The sequence below is a fragment of the Campylobacter sp. TJR-1 genome, from assembly GCF_032840035.1.
Lineage (GTDB): Bacteria > Campylobacterota > Campylobacteria > Campylobacterales > Campylobacteraceae > Campylobacter > Campylobacter fetus.
Window position 1 is genome coordinate 324,677 of sequence record NZ_JAWIZX010000001.1, and the last position, 15,519, is coordinate 340,195.

The window sequence follows — 15,519 nt, forward strand, 5'->3', positions numbered from 1 at the left end:
AATTGTTGATGTCAGAGCATATTAATAAATATTATAGGGTAAGTAAATTTACCATATACACATAGATAAATGACTTAAGATGAATATCGGATCACTATAGACAAATGTATTTTATATAGATGTAAACCAAACATTTTCAAAAAAACTAAATTTAAGAATAGATGACATAAATAAAGAAAATACAAGTGATAAATCTACGAATAAACTTACCGATAGATTTGGGCGAGAAGTAGAAACTATAGATTACTATGATTTTTATTACAGCGATATAAATATACTTCAAAAATATGGAACCAAAACATATGCAAAAGAAGAAGTATTAGAACTTTTTATGGTAACTCAAACATATGGTATTTTAAATGGAGATATATTATGTAAATTATCCGTCATCTGAAGCTGGATATTTTATGACCTCAGATCATTATAAATACAATGAAATTCCGCAAGACTGCTACCTAAACTCCTACGCTAACTCAAATTTGATAAATACTAAATTTGGTAAAGCAGAACTATTCTTAGATCTAGCAGGAGATAATGATAAACTTAGAGTAGGAAGCTTTAGCTCAAACTCACAGCTATTTAGATTTAATAGTGGAAGAGAGTTTGTAGTAGATAAACTATATAAAGATACAAGCAAAGTATTTGAAGCAAGGATAGAACTAAACTTAAATATAAATAGACTAAACGAAGAAGAATTAAATACTAAATTAGACTTTAGCGTAAGTGCGGCTAAAATAAGAAATAGTTCAGGAGAGATGGAACTTATATCTTTAAAAGATCTTGGCGTTGAGATGATAAAGAAACTATCTAGTAGAGGATATAAGTTATTTACTGATATACAAAACAATAAAAGCATAACAGTAAGCGATATCTATACTAAATATATATTTGGTAATTCAAATTTAGATAATTCTGATAAATCAAGTAATTTAAATTTAAATAACTCAAATTCAAACAAAACCATAAACGAGTAAAGATAAATTCTATCCAAAACCTCTTAGAGTTTGGGCGTGAGCTGTAAATTTGCTTATATTTAAATAAATTTTAAGCAAATATCCAGCTTATTTGAGTTTAAATATAAGCCTTGCATCAAAAGATTGTCAAAAAGTTACATTATCGATAAAAAAAATATTTTTTTATCGCCGTAAAAGTATTTAAAAGAAAAAATTTGTTAAACTAACCATATTTAAATAGAAGGTTTTATAAATGATAGAAAAGTTTTCTAAAATCGGCTTTGTTCTTGCGATGGCAGGAAGCGCCGTAGGACTTGGAAATGCTTGGAAATTCCCTACTATGGTTGGCAATAACGGCGGTTCGGCATTTATCTTGCTTTATGTTTTGCTAACTCTTGGTATAGCGGTAGTTGTTTTTTTAGCAGAACTTGCTATAGGAAAACTCGGTGAAACAGATATAGTAGGCTCTCTTTACAAACTAGCACCGAAGCATAAAAAACAGTGGAGTTTAGCTGGATTTTTTATGATAACCGCTGTGCTCATAGCTTCATTTTATATGATAGTTATAGGATGGATTTTAAAATATATATTTATGAGTTTTAGCACTCTTCCAGCTGATACGGCTGCGGCTGGCGCGGCGTTTGGTAATTTAATAACAAATGACTTTATAAGCGTATTTATATGTTTTACGCTAGTGTTTTTACTAGTTTTTTATGTAGTATCAAAAGGTATAAAAAGCGGTATAGAAAGACTAAATATTTGGATGATGCCATCTTTGTTCGGACTACTTGTACTTCTACTTTTATACTCTATATTTCAAAGCGGAGGATTTGTAAGCGCAGTTCAGTTCTTGTTTATTCCGGATTTCAGCAAACTTTTAAATCCTAGTATCATACTTCAAGCCTTAGGACTTGCTTTTTTCTCTATGTCTATGGGCGTAGGTACTGTTGCTACATATGCTGCTAGCCTTCCGGATGGAACGAATTTGATCAAATCAACTTTCTCCATAGTATCTATAAATATTTTAATCGGTATAATGATGGGACTTGTTGTATTCTCGTTCATACCTATACAAGATGGTCAGCCAGCCAGCGAAGGAGCCGGGCTTATTTTTGTTTCGCTAACATCTTTATTTGCACAAATGGGAGTTGTGGGAAATGTCTTAGCTATAGCATTTTTTATATCTTTACTTTTTGCCGGCGTAACCTCAGCTGTTTCTATGATTGAACCATTTACCCTTTATCTTATAAATAAATTTAATATATCTAGAAAAATGTCAATAACTTTTATAGGAGTATTAGTTTATATTCTTGGAATATGTTGTATATTATCATATTATGGAGATACATCTGCTTCATTTTCTCTTCCGAAAGAGATTTTTGCTACTCAAAAACCAGTTCCGTTTTTTGACATGCTGGATTTTATGACTTCAAATGTGCTTATGCCGATTGGAGCATTAACATTTAGTATTTTTGTCGGTTGGATTTTAAAACGCGACGGGCTATATATCTTATTCTCAGGATTTATTAGTAAAACTTGGTTTGAAATTTGGTATTTTGCACTTCGTTATGTCGCACCGATCGCGATAATAGCTATCGGCGTTTATCAGCTAATTAATAAGCTTAATTAATATCTAATATTGTAAAAAGGAAAATAAATGGCAAAGAAATTTATAGATGTGATGGACACCACATTTCGTGATGGTTTTCAATCAGTCTTTGGCGCTAGAGTCTTGATGGATGACTTTTTACCCGCGGTTAGCGCGGCAAAAGAAGCCGGTATAAACCACTTTGAATTTGGCGGTGGGGCTAGATTTCAAAGTTTATATTTTTATCTAAATGAAGATGCGTTCTTAATGATGGATAAATTTAGACAAGCAGCAGGAAATGATGCAAATCTACAAACTCTATCAAGGGGCGTAAATACGGTAACTCTTGATACAGGAAGTCGTGAGTTAGTAGATCTGCACGCAAAATTATTTGCGAAACACAACACAAATACCATTAGAAATTTCGACGCGTTAAATGATGTAAAAAATCTTAAATATAGCGGTGAAAGAATAGTTCATCACGGTCTAAAACATGAAGTCGTAGTTACTATGATGGATTTACCGCCAAACTGCGAAGGAGCTCACGACGCTGCATTTTACGAGAAATGCTTGAGAGATATTTTAAACTCGGATATCAAATTTCATAGCGTTTGTTTTAAAGATGCTAGCGGTACAAGCAGTCCCGAAAAAGTATATCAAACTATAAAAATGGCTAGAAGACTACTTGGCGATTCTGTGCATTTGCGTCTTCACACTCATGAAACCGCAGGAGTTAGCGTAGCTTGTTATTTAGCTGCTCTTGAAGCCGGAGCAGATGGCATAGATCTTGCCGCGTCTCCAGTAAGCGGTGGAACAAGTCAGCCAGATATCCTTACTATGCTTCACGCTGTAAAAGGTAAAAACTATGATCTTGGCGGACTTGATGTAGAAAAAATCCTAAAATACGAAGATGTATTACACGGCTGTTTAAAAGACTACTTTATGCCACCTGAAGCTACTCAAGTAAGTCCTCTTATACCATTTTCTCCTATGCCAGGAGGAGCGCTTACGGCTAATACTCAAATGATGAGAGACAATAATATACTTGATAAATTCCCAGCAGTTATAAAAGCTATGAGAGAAGTAGTAGAAAAAGGTGGATACGGTACAAGCGTAACCCCTGTTAGCCAATTTTACTTCCAACAAGCATTTAATAACGTAATGTTTGGACCATGGAAAAAAATAGCAGAAGGCTATGGAAAAATGGTTCTTGGATATTTTGGTAAAACTCCGGTTACGCCGCATCAAGATATAGTAGAACTTGCCAGTAAACAATTAGGGCTTGAACCTACAAATGAAAGTGCTATAGATATCGCCGATAACGACGAGACAAAATCACTTTCTTACACAAAAGCTATTTTAGAGAAAGAAGGCATTGAGCAAACCGAAGAAAATATTTTTATAGCAGCTGCTTGTAAAGAAAAAGGCGTAGCGTATCTCAAAGGTGAAGGTAAAGTTATGGTTCGCAAAATAAGCAATATGTCTAAACAAGTATTAAATCAAGCGCCTAAAACAAAATCAGAAGCAAACAAATATAGCGTAGTAGTAAACGGAAGCAAATATAATGTTGAAGTTTCTGACGGATTTGATAATTTTCAAATAAAATCAGTAACTCCAGCAACTAGCAAACCAGCTCAAGCTACAGAAAAAAAAGATGAGCCAAAAACAGAACAAAGTAGCGAAATATCCAGCGGCAATGGATCAAGCGAGATAAGAGCTACAATGTCTGCTGGAGTATTTAAAATACTTGTAAAAGCTGGAGATACCGTAGGAAAAGGTCAAACAGTTGTAGTGTTAGAGGCTATGAAAATGGAAATACCGGTTGAATCACCAAGCGCTGGAGTAGTAAGCGAAATCCTTATAACCCAAGGTCAATCAGTAGATGATGGACAGATACTAATAAAATTATAACCCCAAAAAAAGCCGTTTGCACATAGCGTGCAGATGGCTACTTTTTAAATTTTGAAATTTATTATCCAAAATATACAAAATAAAAGAGATATTAAGCAAAAAATTACTAAAATTCATATAGACTTCAATTAATAAAGATTTACAAGAGGTATAACCATGATAAAGGATGTAGATAAGCTAGGACTTAAGGATATAAAAGAAATTTATCATAATTTAAGCTATGACAAACTCTTTGAACACGAAAAAGCAAATGGTGAAGGATATATTACAAATAGCGGAACTTTCGGCGTGGATACCGGTATATTCACGGGCAGAAGCCCAAAAGATAAATATTTCGTTAAACAAGACCCGAGTCAAAAATATATAGCTTGGGGTAAAGTAAATAAACCTATCAGCAAAGAGATCTTCGACAAACTACTACACAAAGCACAAAAACAATTAAGCGGTAAAAATATATATATTCAAGATGCATATTGCGGCTCTAGCTTAGCTAGTAGAAAAAGTGTTAGATTTGTAACAGAAGTAGCATGGCAAGCGCATTTTGTAAAAAATATGTTTATCCGTCCAAATCAAAACGAATTAGCTGAGTTTAAACCAGACTTCGTGGTATATAATGCTTGCAAATGTGTTGATGACAATTATAAAGAAGATGGACTAAACTCAGAGGTATTTGTAGTATTTAATATAGAAGACAATATAGCCGTCATAGGTGGAACTTGGTACGGCGGAGAGATGAAAAAAGGTATTTTTTCTATGATGAACTACTGGCTTCCGCTAGAAAATAAACTATCTATGCACTGCTCAGCAAATGTCGGCAAAGACGGAGATACCGCACTATTTTTCGGACTTAGTGGCACTGGAAAAACAACTCTTTCAACAGATCCTAATAGAGCTTTAATAGGCGATGACGAACACGGTTGGGATGATGAAGGAGTATTTAACTTTGAGGGCGGCTGCTACGCAAAATGTATAAATTTAGATCCAAAAAGCGAACCTGAAATTTATGCAGCCATAAAAAAAGACGCACTTTTAGAAAATGTTTGTTGCGATGAATGCGGCTGCGTGGATTACGGTGATGCCAGCAAAACAGAAAACACAAGAGTAAGCTATCCTATAGAGCATATAGAAAATCACGAACCGAGCTTAAAAGCAGGTCATCCAAAAAACATTATATTTTTAACAGCAGACGCATTTGGAGTTCTGCCTCCTGTTTCAAAACTTACAAAAGAGCAAGCTATGTACTACTTTTTAAGTGGATACACCGCAAAAGTAGCAGGAACGGAACGCGGTATAACCGAGCCTCAAGCTACTTTTTCAGCATGTTTTGGAGAACCGTTTATGCCATTGCATCCAACAGTTTATGCAAGACTTCTTGGAGAAAAAATCGACAAACATCAAGTAAACGTATATTTAGTAAATACAGGCTGGAGCGGCGGTGCTTACGGTATCGGTAAGAGAATGAGCATAAAAGCTACTCGCGCTTGTATAAATGCTATACTTGATGGAAGCATAAAAAAATGCGAATTTGAAAACTTTGATAAATTTAATCTTTCTATTCCAAAAGAGCTAGAAGGAGTAGAAACAAAACTTTTAAATCCTATAAATACTTGGAATGATAAAAACCAATACTTAGCAGCTAGAGATAAGCTAGCAAATATGTTTGTGGAAAATTTCAACAGATACGAGGATGTAGAAGAAGGCGTGCAATTCGCAAAAGCCGGTCCGGCAAATTAAACTTATATAAATTTCCGTAACTATTTTAAAATTCGGTTGCGGAAATTTATCTATTAAATTTAAAAATTAAATTACCTTTTAAAATAAATAATGTTAAAATAATCTCTTTTTTGATGAATAATAATAAATTTAATATAGAAGCAAGATTAGTATATTAGCAGCGATGACTGCTTTTAAAAAATTAACTATCAAAAAATATAAAACTTTTGTTAATGACAATTTTTGTATAAAAAAGATATTTACCGATAACAATATTTGTTTTAAATTTAAAACAAAAAAAAGGAAACATATGCAAAAAATGTGGGAAGGTCGATTTAGTGAGAGTAGCAGCGAACTTTTAGAAGCTTTTAACGCCTCAATAGAATTTGATAAAGAGTTGTATAAACAAGATATAGAGGGCTCAATAGCTCACGCCAAAATGTTGGGAAAATGCGGAATTTTAACCACAGAACAATCGCAAAAAATTATAAACGGACTGCAACAAGTAAAAAGCGAAATAGACAACTCTGAGTTTGAATTTAAAATAGAAAATGAAGATATACATATGGCAGTTGAAAAGCGACTATCCGAGATTATAGGCAAAGAGCTTGGCGGTAAGCTTCACACAGCAAGAAGTAGAAACGATCAAGTAGCTCTTGATTTTAAACTTTTTGTGCAACAACAAAGCGTTATAATTTCAAATTTAATATTAGAATTAATGGTGGTTTTAAAAGATATCGCTGCTGAGCATAAAAATACGTTAATGCCTGGTTTTACACATCTTCAACACGCACAACCAATTAGCCTTGCATATCATTTATTAGCGTATGCTTTTATGTTTAAAAGAGATTATGAAAGGTTGATTTGCTGCTACCAAAGAAACGACTTAAGTCCACTTGGATCATGCGCACTTGCCGGAACTCCTCATCCCATAAATCGAAAAATGGTAGCTGAAGAACTCGGATTTAAAGATATCACACAAAACGGTATGGATAGTGTTAGCGATAGAGATTTTGCGCTTGAACTTCTTTTTAATATAAGCCTTATATTTACTCATACATCAAGACTTTGTGAAGAGCTTATACTATGGAGTAGCAGTGAGTTTAGATACATTACTATAAGTGATAAATTTAGTACCGGCTCAAGCATAATGCCGCAAAAGAAAAATCCGGATGTTGCCGAGCTTATAAGAGGAAAAACAGGTAGAGTATACGGCAACCTCATTTCACTTTTAACAGTTATGAAAGCTCTTCCGCTTGCTTATAATAAAGATATGCAAGAAGACAAAGAATGCGTATTTGATAGTGTTAAAACTGCGATCAACTCTCTTATTATACTTAAAGAGATGTTAAAAACGACTACTTTCAATAAAGATTTTATGTTAAAAGCTTGTAAAAACGGTCACCTTAGCGCTACTGATTTGGCGGATTATTTAGTAAGGAATTTAGATATACCATTTAGAGAAGCTCATTTTATCACCGGGAAATGCGTGGCATTAGCTGAAAAACTTGGTAAAGATATAAGCGAGCTCAGCTTAGATGAGCTAAAAAGTATCCACCAAGATATCAAAAGTGACGCTTTAGAAGTGTTAAAATTAGAAAACTCAAAAGAAGCTAGACAATCTGAGGGCGGCACCGGCAATAAAAGTGTCGATACGCAATTAAACGAACTAAATTCGTTTTTAAATTTAAAAAGATAGTACATAAATCGCACTCGTATATGTTTGGAGTGCGAAATCACTTTTTAAAAATTTATAAAAAATTATATAACTACATATTATTATTAATGGTATTGATTATCGATAAAGCTATATTAAGCTGATTTAGATATAATTTATAAATAATTTGCTAATTTAAAGAGGTAAAAATGGATTTATCTAAATTAGAAATAAATCAAAAAGCTATACTCACTGGGATAAACGGACTGAAAAATACAAAAAGAAGATTTAGGTCATTTGGACTCGATATCGGATCTAAGATACAAATCAAACAAAAAAGCATAACAAATTCAAACATAGAGATACTAAGCGAACACGGTTTAATAGCTTTGAGAGAGAATGAGGCAAAAATGCTAAGCTGTGAACTGTTGGCTGAAAAATGAGCCAACAGTTTATCATAGCTCTTGTAGGACAACCCAATGTAGGCAAAAGTCAGTTTTTAAGCGCGATTAGCAAATCAAATCCAAAAATCGGAAATTTCGCAGGCGTAACAGTAGAAAAATACGAAGCAACTCTTATAAAAGAACGGTATAACTTTACATTTTATAGATCTTCCTGGTCTTTATAGTATGGACGATTTTTCAAAAGACGAGAGCGTAGCAAAAGATTTTTTGATGAAAAGCAAATACGATATGATACTAAATGTCGTAGATTCTACAAATTTAGAAAGAAATCTCTTTTTAACGGCAGAACTTATGACTCTTGGTAAAAAAATGGTGATAGCTCTCAATATGGATGATGAAGCCAAAAGCGAAGGTATAGATATAAATAGTGAACATTTGAGCTCTATTTTAGGTATACCAACCATTAAGGTATCATCGGTAAAAAAGACAAATCTCAAAACTTTACTTGATATAATTATTCAAACTTTAAACACGCCGTATAAGAAAAATAGACTTAAATTTAGTGATTCTATAGAAGAAGAACTGATATATCTAACCAAAATAATAGACGAAACAGGATTTCAACAAGAAGGCATCTCCTCAAGACAAGCGGCTATACTATTTTTACTAGAAGATAAGAAATTCTACGCACTGTCTCATGAAGATCCAAAAATGCTGTTTTTGATACCCGAGATCAAAAAAGTATTTGATAATATCAAACAAAAAACGCAAAACAACTCCATAGAGGACGTGCTTATCGACGAATACCACTCGTTTGCAAAAGGCGCGGCATTGGAAACTCAAAATATAAAAGCCGGCAAAAGCACGGATATCACAAAAAAGATAGACAGCATACTTATACACAGATTTTTCGGACTACCTATATTTTTATTTTTTATGTGGCTACTGTTTCAAGCCACGTTTACTCTTGGCGAAGTTCCGATGCAATACATAGAGATGACGTTTGCTTGGTTTAGCAATAGCGTATCTGCAAATTTAAATGATGATATGATAAAATCCATAATAGTAGACGGTATCATAGCCGGAGTCGGCACAGTGATACTGTTTTTACCAAACATAATAATTTTATTTTTAGGTATAGCACTTTTAGAAACAACCGGATATATGGCAAGAGTTGCGTTTTTACTAGATGGATTTTTTCACAAATTCGGACTTCACGGCAAAAGTTTCATACCGCTAGTTACCGGATTTGGCTGTTCCATCCCTGCATATATGGCAGCGCGCACTCTTAAAAGTCAAAAAGATAGACTTCTTACTATGTTTATCATAGGATTTATGAGCTGTGGGGCTAGACTTCCTGTGTATGTACTATTTGCTGGAGCATTTTTTAAACCGGATAATGCGGGAAACGTGCTGTTTTTCATATATATTAGGTGCTCTTTTAGGACTGATAGCAGCTAAAGTTTTACGCATTTTCGTTTTCAAAGGCAATTATGAACCATTTGTTATGGAAATGCCGAAATACAGACTTCCTAGCATAAAGCTCATTTGGCTAACTATATACTCAAAATCCATGATGTATTTAAAAAAGGCAGGTACTTTTATACTAGCAGCTTCTATTTTGGTCTGGTTTATCAGCACTTTTCCGCAAAATCCACATATAGAAGAAAAATACCAACAACAAATTCAAACAGCGTCAAGCGACGAGCTAAAATTAGAGCTTACTAATCAAAAAGATCAAGAGCTTATGGAAAATACGTATCTAGGAATGTTTGGTAAAACTATAGAGCCTATATTTGCACCACTTGGATTTAACTGGAAAATGTCTGTTGCCACAGTAAGCGGGCTTGCGGCAAAAGAAGTTATAGTTTCTACTTTAGGAGTTTTATACTCTTTAGGCGGGGAGGTTAGCGAAAGTAACATTACTTTGCAGCAAACTTTAGCTAAAAATATATCGTTTGCCTCGGCTATGGCATTTATCGTATTTGTTATGGTATATCTGCCCTGTCTCGCAGCAACTGCCGTATTTTCAAAAGAAGCAGAAAGTAAAAAATATACGTTTTATCTAGTTATATTTACTTTTAGTGCTGCTTGGATACTCGCGTTTATTACATATAAAGTTATCACTTTTTTAAATATAGCGTGATTTAATCATGACCCGTAAAATAATTTATTATTTATAGTTAAAATAAACAATCAAAAGGACAATCAATGAAAACACTACTCATAAACGCTCATCCTAAATTTGATGAGAAAGGTACGTTTTCTTACTCTTTGCAGAGTAAATTTAAAAATAAATTTGAGAATGAATTTGATACAAACTCATTATGTAGCATAAATTTATACAATAGCGCAATACCAAAACTTGATAGAGATATGTTAAATTTATTTCAAAATCAACAAAATGACGAACTTCAAACACAGATGAATAGCATAATGAAGCAATTTTTATCCTCAAAACGAATAGCAATAGTTATGCCTTTGCATAATTTTAATATCCCAGCACGTTTAAAGGACTATATGGACAACATTCTTATCGCTAAAAAGACGTTTGCCTACACAAGCGGCGGTTCGGTAGGACTGATGAACGATGATAGAAAAGTTCTTGTTTTATGTTCTAGCGGATCAGTTTATACAGATGGAGGAAGATATGCAAATCTTGATTTTGCATGCCAATACCTAAAGGCGATGTTTTGCGAGATCATGGGTTTTAACAATTTTTATATAGTTAGGGCCGAAGGTACGTCAATGAGTAAATTTAGCAAAGACGGTATTTTAAGCAAAGCTTATTTGGATTTAGATAAGACTTTTGCCGAATTCTATAAACTAAGTTAAATTTAAAAATAGTAAATTTTACAGATATATCTATAGAAAACATGAAGTAATTCTCATAAAATATAGATACAAATCAAAAATAAAACATATATTTTATCTGCTTATTTTTAAATTTACTATTACATAAATTTGGACTTTTATTGTGTGTGGAATTTTATATTTTTTAATATGGATAAATTTATCTTTATATAAATTTAATTATAATTATATATGAAAAAAAGATAAAATAAGAAGTAAATTATATTAAAACAAATAATAAAATAGGCAAAACAATTATGAATAAAAATAACCGCCATATCTCATATTCAATAAAAAGCTATCTTTAGTGAATTTAGAAAAAATAGCCTTTTTGTATATTGAAGTAAATATAAATGGTCAAAAAATAGAAAATTTAGGAATTGTAATTGATGAATTAAAAGTTAAAGTTTTAATAGTTATATCCAAAAAATACCGATAATCGACACATTGCTGTTATCAATACTTCTATTTTCAAATAAAAAACTCATAAATTAGATAAGCCTTATAAGACAGAGCTAAATATAGAAAATCAGCCGTTCATTGATATGGAACATGCGCAAGAGCTTCTAAAAATTTTGAATGATAAATTTGAATCATTGCCTAAGTCATTAAAAGATATTTATATATCCATCATCTGATAATAAATATTTTAATGCTTTCTTTAAATATAAAAATTTGCAAAAAAATCAAATAGATATTTTTGAAACTATCAAAAATAAAATTACGTGCTCAAATGAACGACTTGAATTCTTTATAGAAAATTATAGACTTGAACTAGCTTTTGCTATAGCTTTTATATTTTCAGACAAAACAGCTTCTATATCATCTGTAATATTAAAAAGATTTCAAAGAGATTATTGAATACAATGAAATAAATGATCAAGATAATATATTGAAACAATATAATTTATTAACAAACTACAGAAGTAAAAATAATACAGTTAGTTTTGCAAATAAATTTAGTGAATATCTACCAAATCGATTAAAAAAAGATAAGCTGATATCTTATGATATCGTCTATCTTTGATAATTTGATATATTCATTTGCATCCGTTTTATCTCTCCTTCTTTTTTGCTTCAGTTGATCGTCTCTATCTCGCGCAGATAGATACAAATCCCGCGCCATAATAGCCCGATTCTCTTTGGCTAGTTGCCCTCCTGTCAAAATCCGTATCAAGTAGATCAAAAATATCCGCATTAAAATCAATTTGTAGAAATAAAAAACTGTTAATTTATTTGCTCATAGATTTTCCATAGATGATTTGAGCAGTATATCCGCTGTTCTATACTCTGCCTTGCTTTTCGCATTATCACATAAGTAGCCGTGCAAGACTATCGCATCGAGATATTTTGGCTTAAAGGTGGATGCAATAACCAAAAATATATGCGGTATATCAGCACCGTTTTTATATCCTTTTGGTATATTAATACCACTAACTTGCTGAGAACAGCATACTAAAAAGCTTTGCTTCATTTTAATGATAAAAAATAAAGCACTAAAATATTATGACATATATACGTCATAATATTTACATTAAAAATCAGACGATATTGAGTTACAAAGTATATCAAATTTGATAACAATTCATTTCATTAAGTTAATGCTTAAGATGATATTCTTTCACTTCTAAATTTCCCATCATTCCTAAATCCTCGTGCTCTAGTATATGGCAATGAAACATTCTAGTTCCAACAAAATCCTGTTTCATTCTAAGTCTTATCTCTTCATTTGGTCTGACATTGATTGTATCTCTTAATGCTCTAAACTCCGGTTTTGATACAACTTTATTTAGTTTTGAGCTAATAACTTCAAATTGAGTTCCATGTATGTGAAATGGATGGTCCATATGCGAGTTGTTATTTACTACCCACTCTTCCACTACTCCAACTTCAGAAATTAAATCAGTCCTATTTAAATCATAAGTCTTTGAATTCATCAAAAACATTGATGCAAGGGCTGCTTTAATCTCATTGTCATCTTTAGAATTCATTATTTGCATCATTTTTGAGTGATTTTCACTCATAATTATTTTTTTAAAGCTTTTAGGCTCTTCTAATCTTGGTAATTCTCTTAATTTATCTGGAATACTAATATCTTTATTCTCTAGGATGATATCAGCTAAAAATAATGTTTTTGGCTCTTCTTGTACCATCATTTTATCTCTATTATAATATAAGCTTTCAAGCTTAAACTCACCGCTTTTACTACTTTGTATTAATACTTCAACTCTTGAAGCAGGAGTTAAAAATATCTCATCTTTATAAATCGGTTTTTGAATCAGCCCACCGTCGGTTCCTACTAGTATAAAATTTGCTCCGTGTATTTTTAATCTCAAATATCTTGCAGAAGTAGCATTATATATTCTTATACGTTCATTTGTGGCTAAGCGTATTTTAGGTTTATACTGCCCATTTATTAAAATAAATTCTCCCTCTCTTCCATTTAGCCAATCGGTTAAATTGTTATTTGGAATTTGAGCATTCTCATCAAGTCTTAAATCGCTTATCATCAAATCTTTTTCTACTAAATCGCTTAAGGCATCTTGCTTAGACTTAACGACAAAAGCTCCAGCTAAACCCATAAAAACCTGTTTTGAAGCAATATGGTGAGGATGTGGATGATACCAGTATGTTCCAGCGCTACCCATAGGCAAGTTAAAGCGATATACTCTTTCTTCGCCAGCTAAAATATGATCATGCGGATTACCGTCTTGCTCTGGAGCTACCAGTAGTCCGTGCCAATGAATGGTTGTAGGCTCACTTAATCTATTTTTAACTAAAATTTCTACGTTATCGCCTTCAAAAACCTCAATTTTTGGTGCTGGTATTGTACCGTTATATGTATATACTTTAGTCTTTTTACCTTTAACTATCTCTAGTTGGCTTTGAGTAATTTGTAAAGTTGCTTTAAACGTATTTTTTGTTTTGCTTTCATTTTTAAGCAAAGGCAAGGCTTTTAGATTTTGATTTTGCGGAAAATATTTTTCATCAAGAAGCTTTAAATTGTTTGAAGAAAAGTTAATAAAAGATGTATCAATATTTAATATACTATCATTGACGTTCATCATTTCATGGTGCATACCAAAATGATTAATGTGATTTGCATATGCATTACAAAAACTAACTAATCCTAAGGCATTTAGCTTTAAAAATGTTCTTCTATTCATTATAACTCCTATTATTAAGTTTTGCATCGTTTGGTATTTTAACTAACAAATTTTTATAAAACTAAAACAAAAAAATAATCTTTATCGACTTCCAAAGCTTTTGATTTTATAGGAGATTATATTACTCTGAAATTTGATTTAAATGATACTATATATCATTTAAGAATAAATTAAAAATCAATCTATTATAATTTCAAAATAGAAATATTTTAAGGAGCATATATGCAACAAAGAGGGCTTGCCACAAAAGTATCGATTGGAGTATCCATATTATTTATGATTCTGCTTATAGTTTTAACATATATAAACTATTCAAATTCAAAAGTAAATACGACTCAACTCTTATCAAGTGAAAGAGCAAAATCCATACAAGCTGGTAAGATGTTATTAGATACACAGTTTAAAAAAGCCATTGTAGGTATTGAAAATTTATCAAAGCTATTTAGCTCAAATAACTATGATTATAAAGAAGTTGAAAATATACTCAAAAATATCAATAGCTCAATGGATTTTGAAGCAATGTATATAGCATATCAAGATAACGGAATGATTGTAGCTTCGGATGGAAATTCTGGGCTCCCGACTGATGAGTACGATCCTAGAAAACAAAACTGGTATCAAGAAGCAGCAAATTTAAGAAAAACGTTAATTACAGAACCGTATATCGATAACGTAACAAAAAAACAGATAATAACGGCAGCGACTCCTTTTTATAAGGATAATAAACTATTATACGTAGTAGGTGCGGATTTTACGATTGATGGGATACAAAAAGAGTTTAATGAACTAGGAAACGCCGAAGGAGCATATATGCTTTTGATGGATAAAAATGCAAAACTAATAATGCATCCAAATAGCGATTTTATAGGAAAAACATTAAATGCTACAAAAGAAATTCTCAAAAATTACAAAGCTAACAATGTAGATGAATACGGTAGGCTTCCATACACACATGAAGACGGATCTAAAAAACTTGGCAGATGTGTTTCGTTTGGAATAAACGATTGGATTATTTGTAGCAATGTAGATATAGATTTTTTTAGCAAAAAGACTGATAATATACTTTACAAAAATATTATCATATCTATAACATTTATTATATTGGCAACACTAATAATATATATTTTAGTAAAAAGATTTTTAAAACCTATACAGATTATCCAAAACGGTCTCAAAGACTTCTTTGACTTCTTAAACCATAAAAATGATAATCCTAAAGCTATAAGCTTAAAATCTAATGATGAGTTTGGAGTTATGGCTAAACTTATAAACG

General features: G+C 32.0%; 12 protein-coding genes and 1 pseudogene. 10 read left to right on the top strand and 3 right to left on the bottom strand.

Going from position 1 to position 15,519, the window contains the following annotated elements; genetic code table 11:
* The first annotated feature begins 359 nt into the window (after positions 1 to 359).
* The 9 genes and pseudogenes from RVY88_RS01700 to RVY88_RS01750 all read left to right on the top strand — a co-directional run bounded on the left by RVY88_RS01700 (position 360) and on the right by RVY88_RS01750 (position 11,940).
* Entirely contained in the window at positions 360 to 974 is a 615-nt protein-coding gene (locus RVY88_RS01700; protein ID WP_317051243.1) for a hypothetical protein, read from the top strand.
* A gap of 232 nt (positions 975 to 1,206) precedes the next feature.
* Entirely contained in the window at positions 1,207 to 2,583 is a 1,377-nt protein-coding gene (locus RVY88_RS01705; protein WP_002850085.1) for a sodium-dependent transporter, read from the top strand.
* A 27-nt stretch (positions 2,584 to 2,610) separates the two neighbouring features.
* On the top strand, positions 2,611 to 4,452 hold the full coding sequence (locus tag RVY88_RS01710; RefSeq protein ID WP_025370381.1) for a biotin/lipoyl-containing protein: 1,842 nt from the start codon (positions 2,611 to 2,613) through the stop codon (positions 4,450 to 4,452).
* Positions 4,453 to 4,611: 159 nt separating this feature from the next.
* On the top strand, positions 4,612 to 6,186 hold the full coding sequence (pckA, locus tag RVY88_RS01715) for a phosphoenolpyruvate carboxykinase (ATP) (RefSeq protein WP_162167624.1): 1,575 nt from the start codon (positions 4,612 to 4,614) through the stop codon (positions 6,184 to 6,186).
* A gap of 289 nt (positions 6,187 to 6,475) precedes the next feature.
* The gene (argH, locus tag RVY88_RS01720) at positions 6,476 to 7,864 is read left to right on the top strand and encodes an argininosuccinate lyase (protein WP_002850086.1); all 1,389 of its coding nucleotides are present in this window, start codon (positions 6,476 to 6,478) and stop codon (positions 7,862 to 7,864) included.
* 167 nt (positions 7,865 to 8,031) lie between these two features.
* Positions 8,032 to 8,265, top strand: coding sequence for a ferrous iron transport protein A (locus RVY88_RS01725; RefSeq protein ID WP_002850087.1), 234 nt, complete (start codon positions 8,032 to 8,034; stop codon positions 8,263 to 8,265).
* Positions 8,262 to 10,372 (top strand): annotated as a pseudogene (gene feoB / locus RVY88_RS09200) (ferrous iron transport protein B). Before RVY88_RS01725 ends, feoB begins: the two are co-directional and overlap by 4 nt.
* 65 nt (positions 10,373 to 10,437) lie before the next feature.
* Positions 10,438 to 11,061, top strand: a complete 624-nt coding sequence (locus RVY88_RS01745; protein ID WP_162167623.1) for an FMN-dependent NADH-azoreductase — start codon at positions 10,438 to 10,440, stop codon at positions 11,059 to 11,061.
* 693 nt (positions 11,062 to 11,754) lie between these two features.
* Entirely contained in the window at positions 11,755 to 11,940 is a 186-nt protein-coding gene (locus RVY88_RS01750) for a hypothetical protein (protein ID WP_038453909.1), read from the top strand.
* Positions 11,941 to 12,061: 121 nt separating this feature from the next.
* On the opposite strand, the gene RVY88_RS01755 is transcribed toward RVY88_RS01750, so the two are convergent.
* From RVY88_RS01755 to RVY88_RS01765, 3 genes are all read right to left on the bottom strand, one after another.
* Positions 12,062 to 12,205 carry a hypothetical protein gene (locus RVY88_RS01755; protein WP_251149216.1) on the bottom strand — a complete coding sequence of 48 codons (144 nt, stop codon included), beginning with the start codon at positions 12,203 to 12,205 and terminating at the stop codon, positions 12,062 to 12,064.
* A gap of 114 nt (positions 12,206 to 12,319) precedes the next feature.
* Entirely contained in the window at positions 12,320 to 12,553 is a 234-nt protein-coding gene (locus tag RVY88_RS01760) for a DUF1353 domain-containing protein (RefSeq protein WP_046037407.1), read from the bottom strand.
* Between the two features lie 124 nt (positions 12,554 to 12,677).
* Complete coding sequence (locus tag RVY88_RS01765; protein ID WP_162167632.1) at positions 12,678 to 14,246, bottom strand: multicopper oxidase family protein; 1,569 nt, start codon at positions 14,244 to 14,246, stop codon at positions 12,678 to 12,680.
* 222 nt (positions 14,247 to 14,468) lie between these two features.
* Here RVY88_RS01765 and RVY88_RS01770 point away from each other — a divergent pair.
* Positions 14,469 to 15,519, top strand: a 1,051-nt coding sequence (locus RVY88_RS01770) for a cache domain-containing protein (protein ID WP_317051247.1), incomplete at its 3' end; no start/stop codon positions are given.

Coding starts and splice junctions, on each gene's coding strand:
- argH (WP_002850086.1), top strand. CDS start 6,476: ATGCAAAAAATGTGGGAAGGTCGATTTAGTGAGAGTAGCAGCGAACTT.
- RVY88_RS01755 (WP_251149216.1), bottom strand. CDS start 12,205: ATGGCGCGGGATTTGTATCTATCTGCGCGAGATAGAGACGATCAACTG.
- RVY88_RS01760 (WP_046037407.1), bottom strand. CDS start 12,553: ATGAAGCAAAGCTTTTTAGTATGCTGTTCTCAGCAAGTTAGTGGTATT.
- RVY88_RS01765 (WP_162167632.1), bottom strand. CDS start 14,246: ATGAATAGAAGAACATTTTTAAAGCTAAATGCCTTAGGATTAGTTAGT.
- RVY88_RS01745 (WP_162167623.1), top strand. CDS start 10,438: ATGAAAACACTACTCATAAACGCTCATCCTAAATTTGATGAGAAAGGT.
- RVY88_RS01710 (WP_025370381.1), top strand. CDS start 2,611: ATGGCAAAGAAATTTATAGATGTGATGGACACCACATTTCGTGATGGT.
- RVY88_RS01705 (WP_002850085.1), top strand. CDS start 1,207: ATGATAGAAAAGTTTTCTAAAATCGGCTTTGTTCTTGCGATGGCAGGA.
- RVY88_RS01700 (WP_317051243.1), top strand. CDS start 360: ATGGAGATATATTATGTAAATTATCCGTCATCTGAAGCTGGATATTTT.
- RVY88_RS01725 (WP_002850087.1), top strand. CDS start 8,032: ATGGATTTATCTAAATTAGAAATAAATCAAAAAGCTATACTCACTGGG.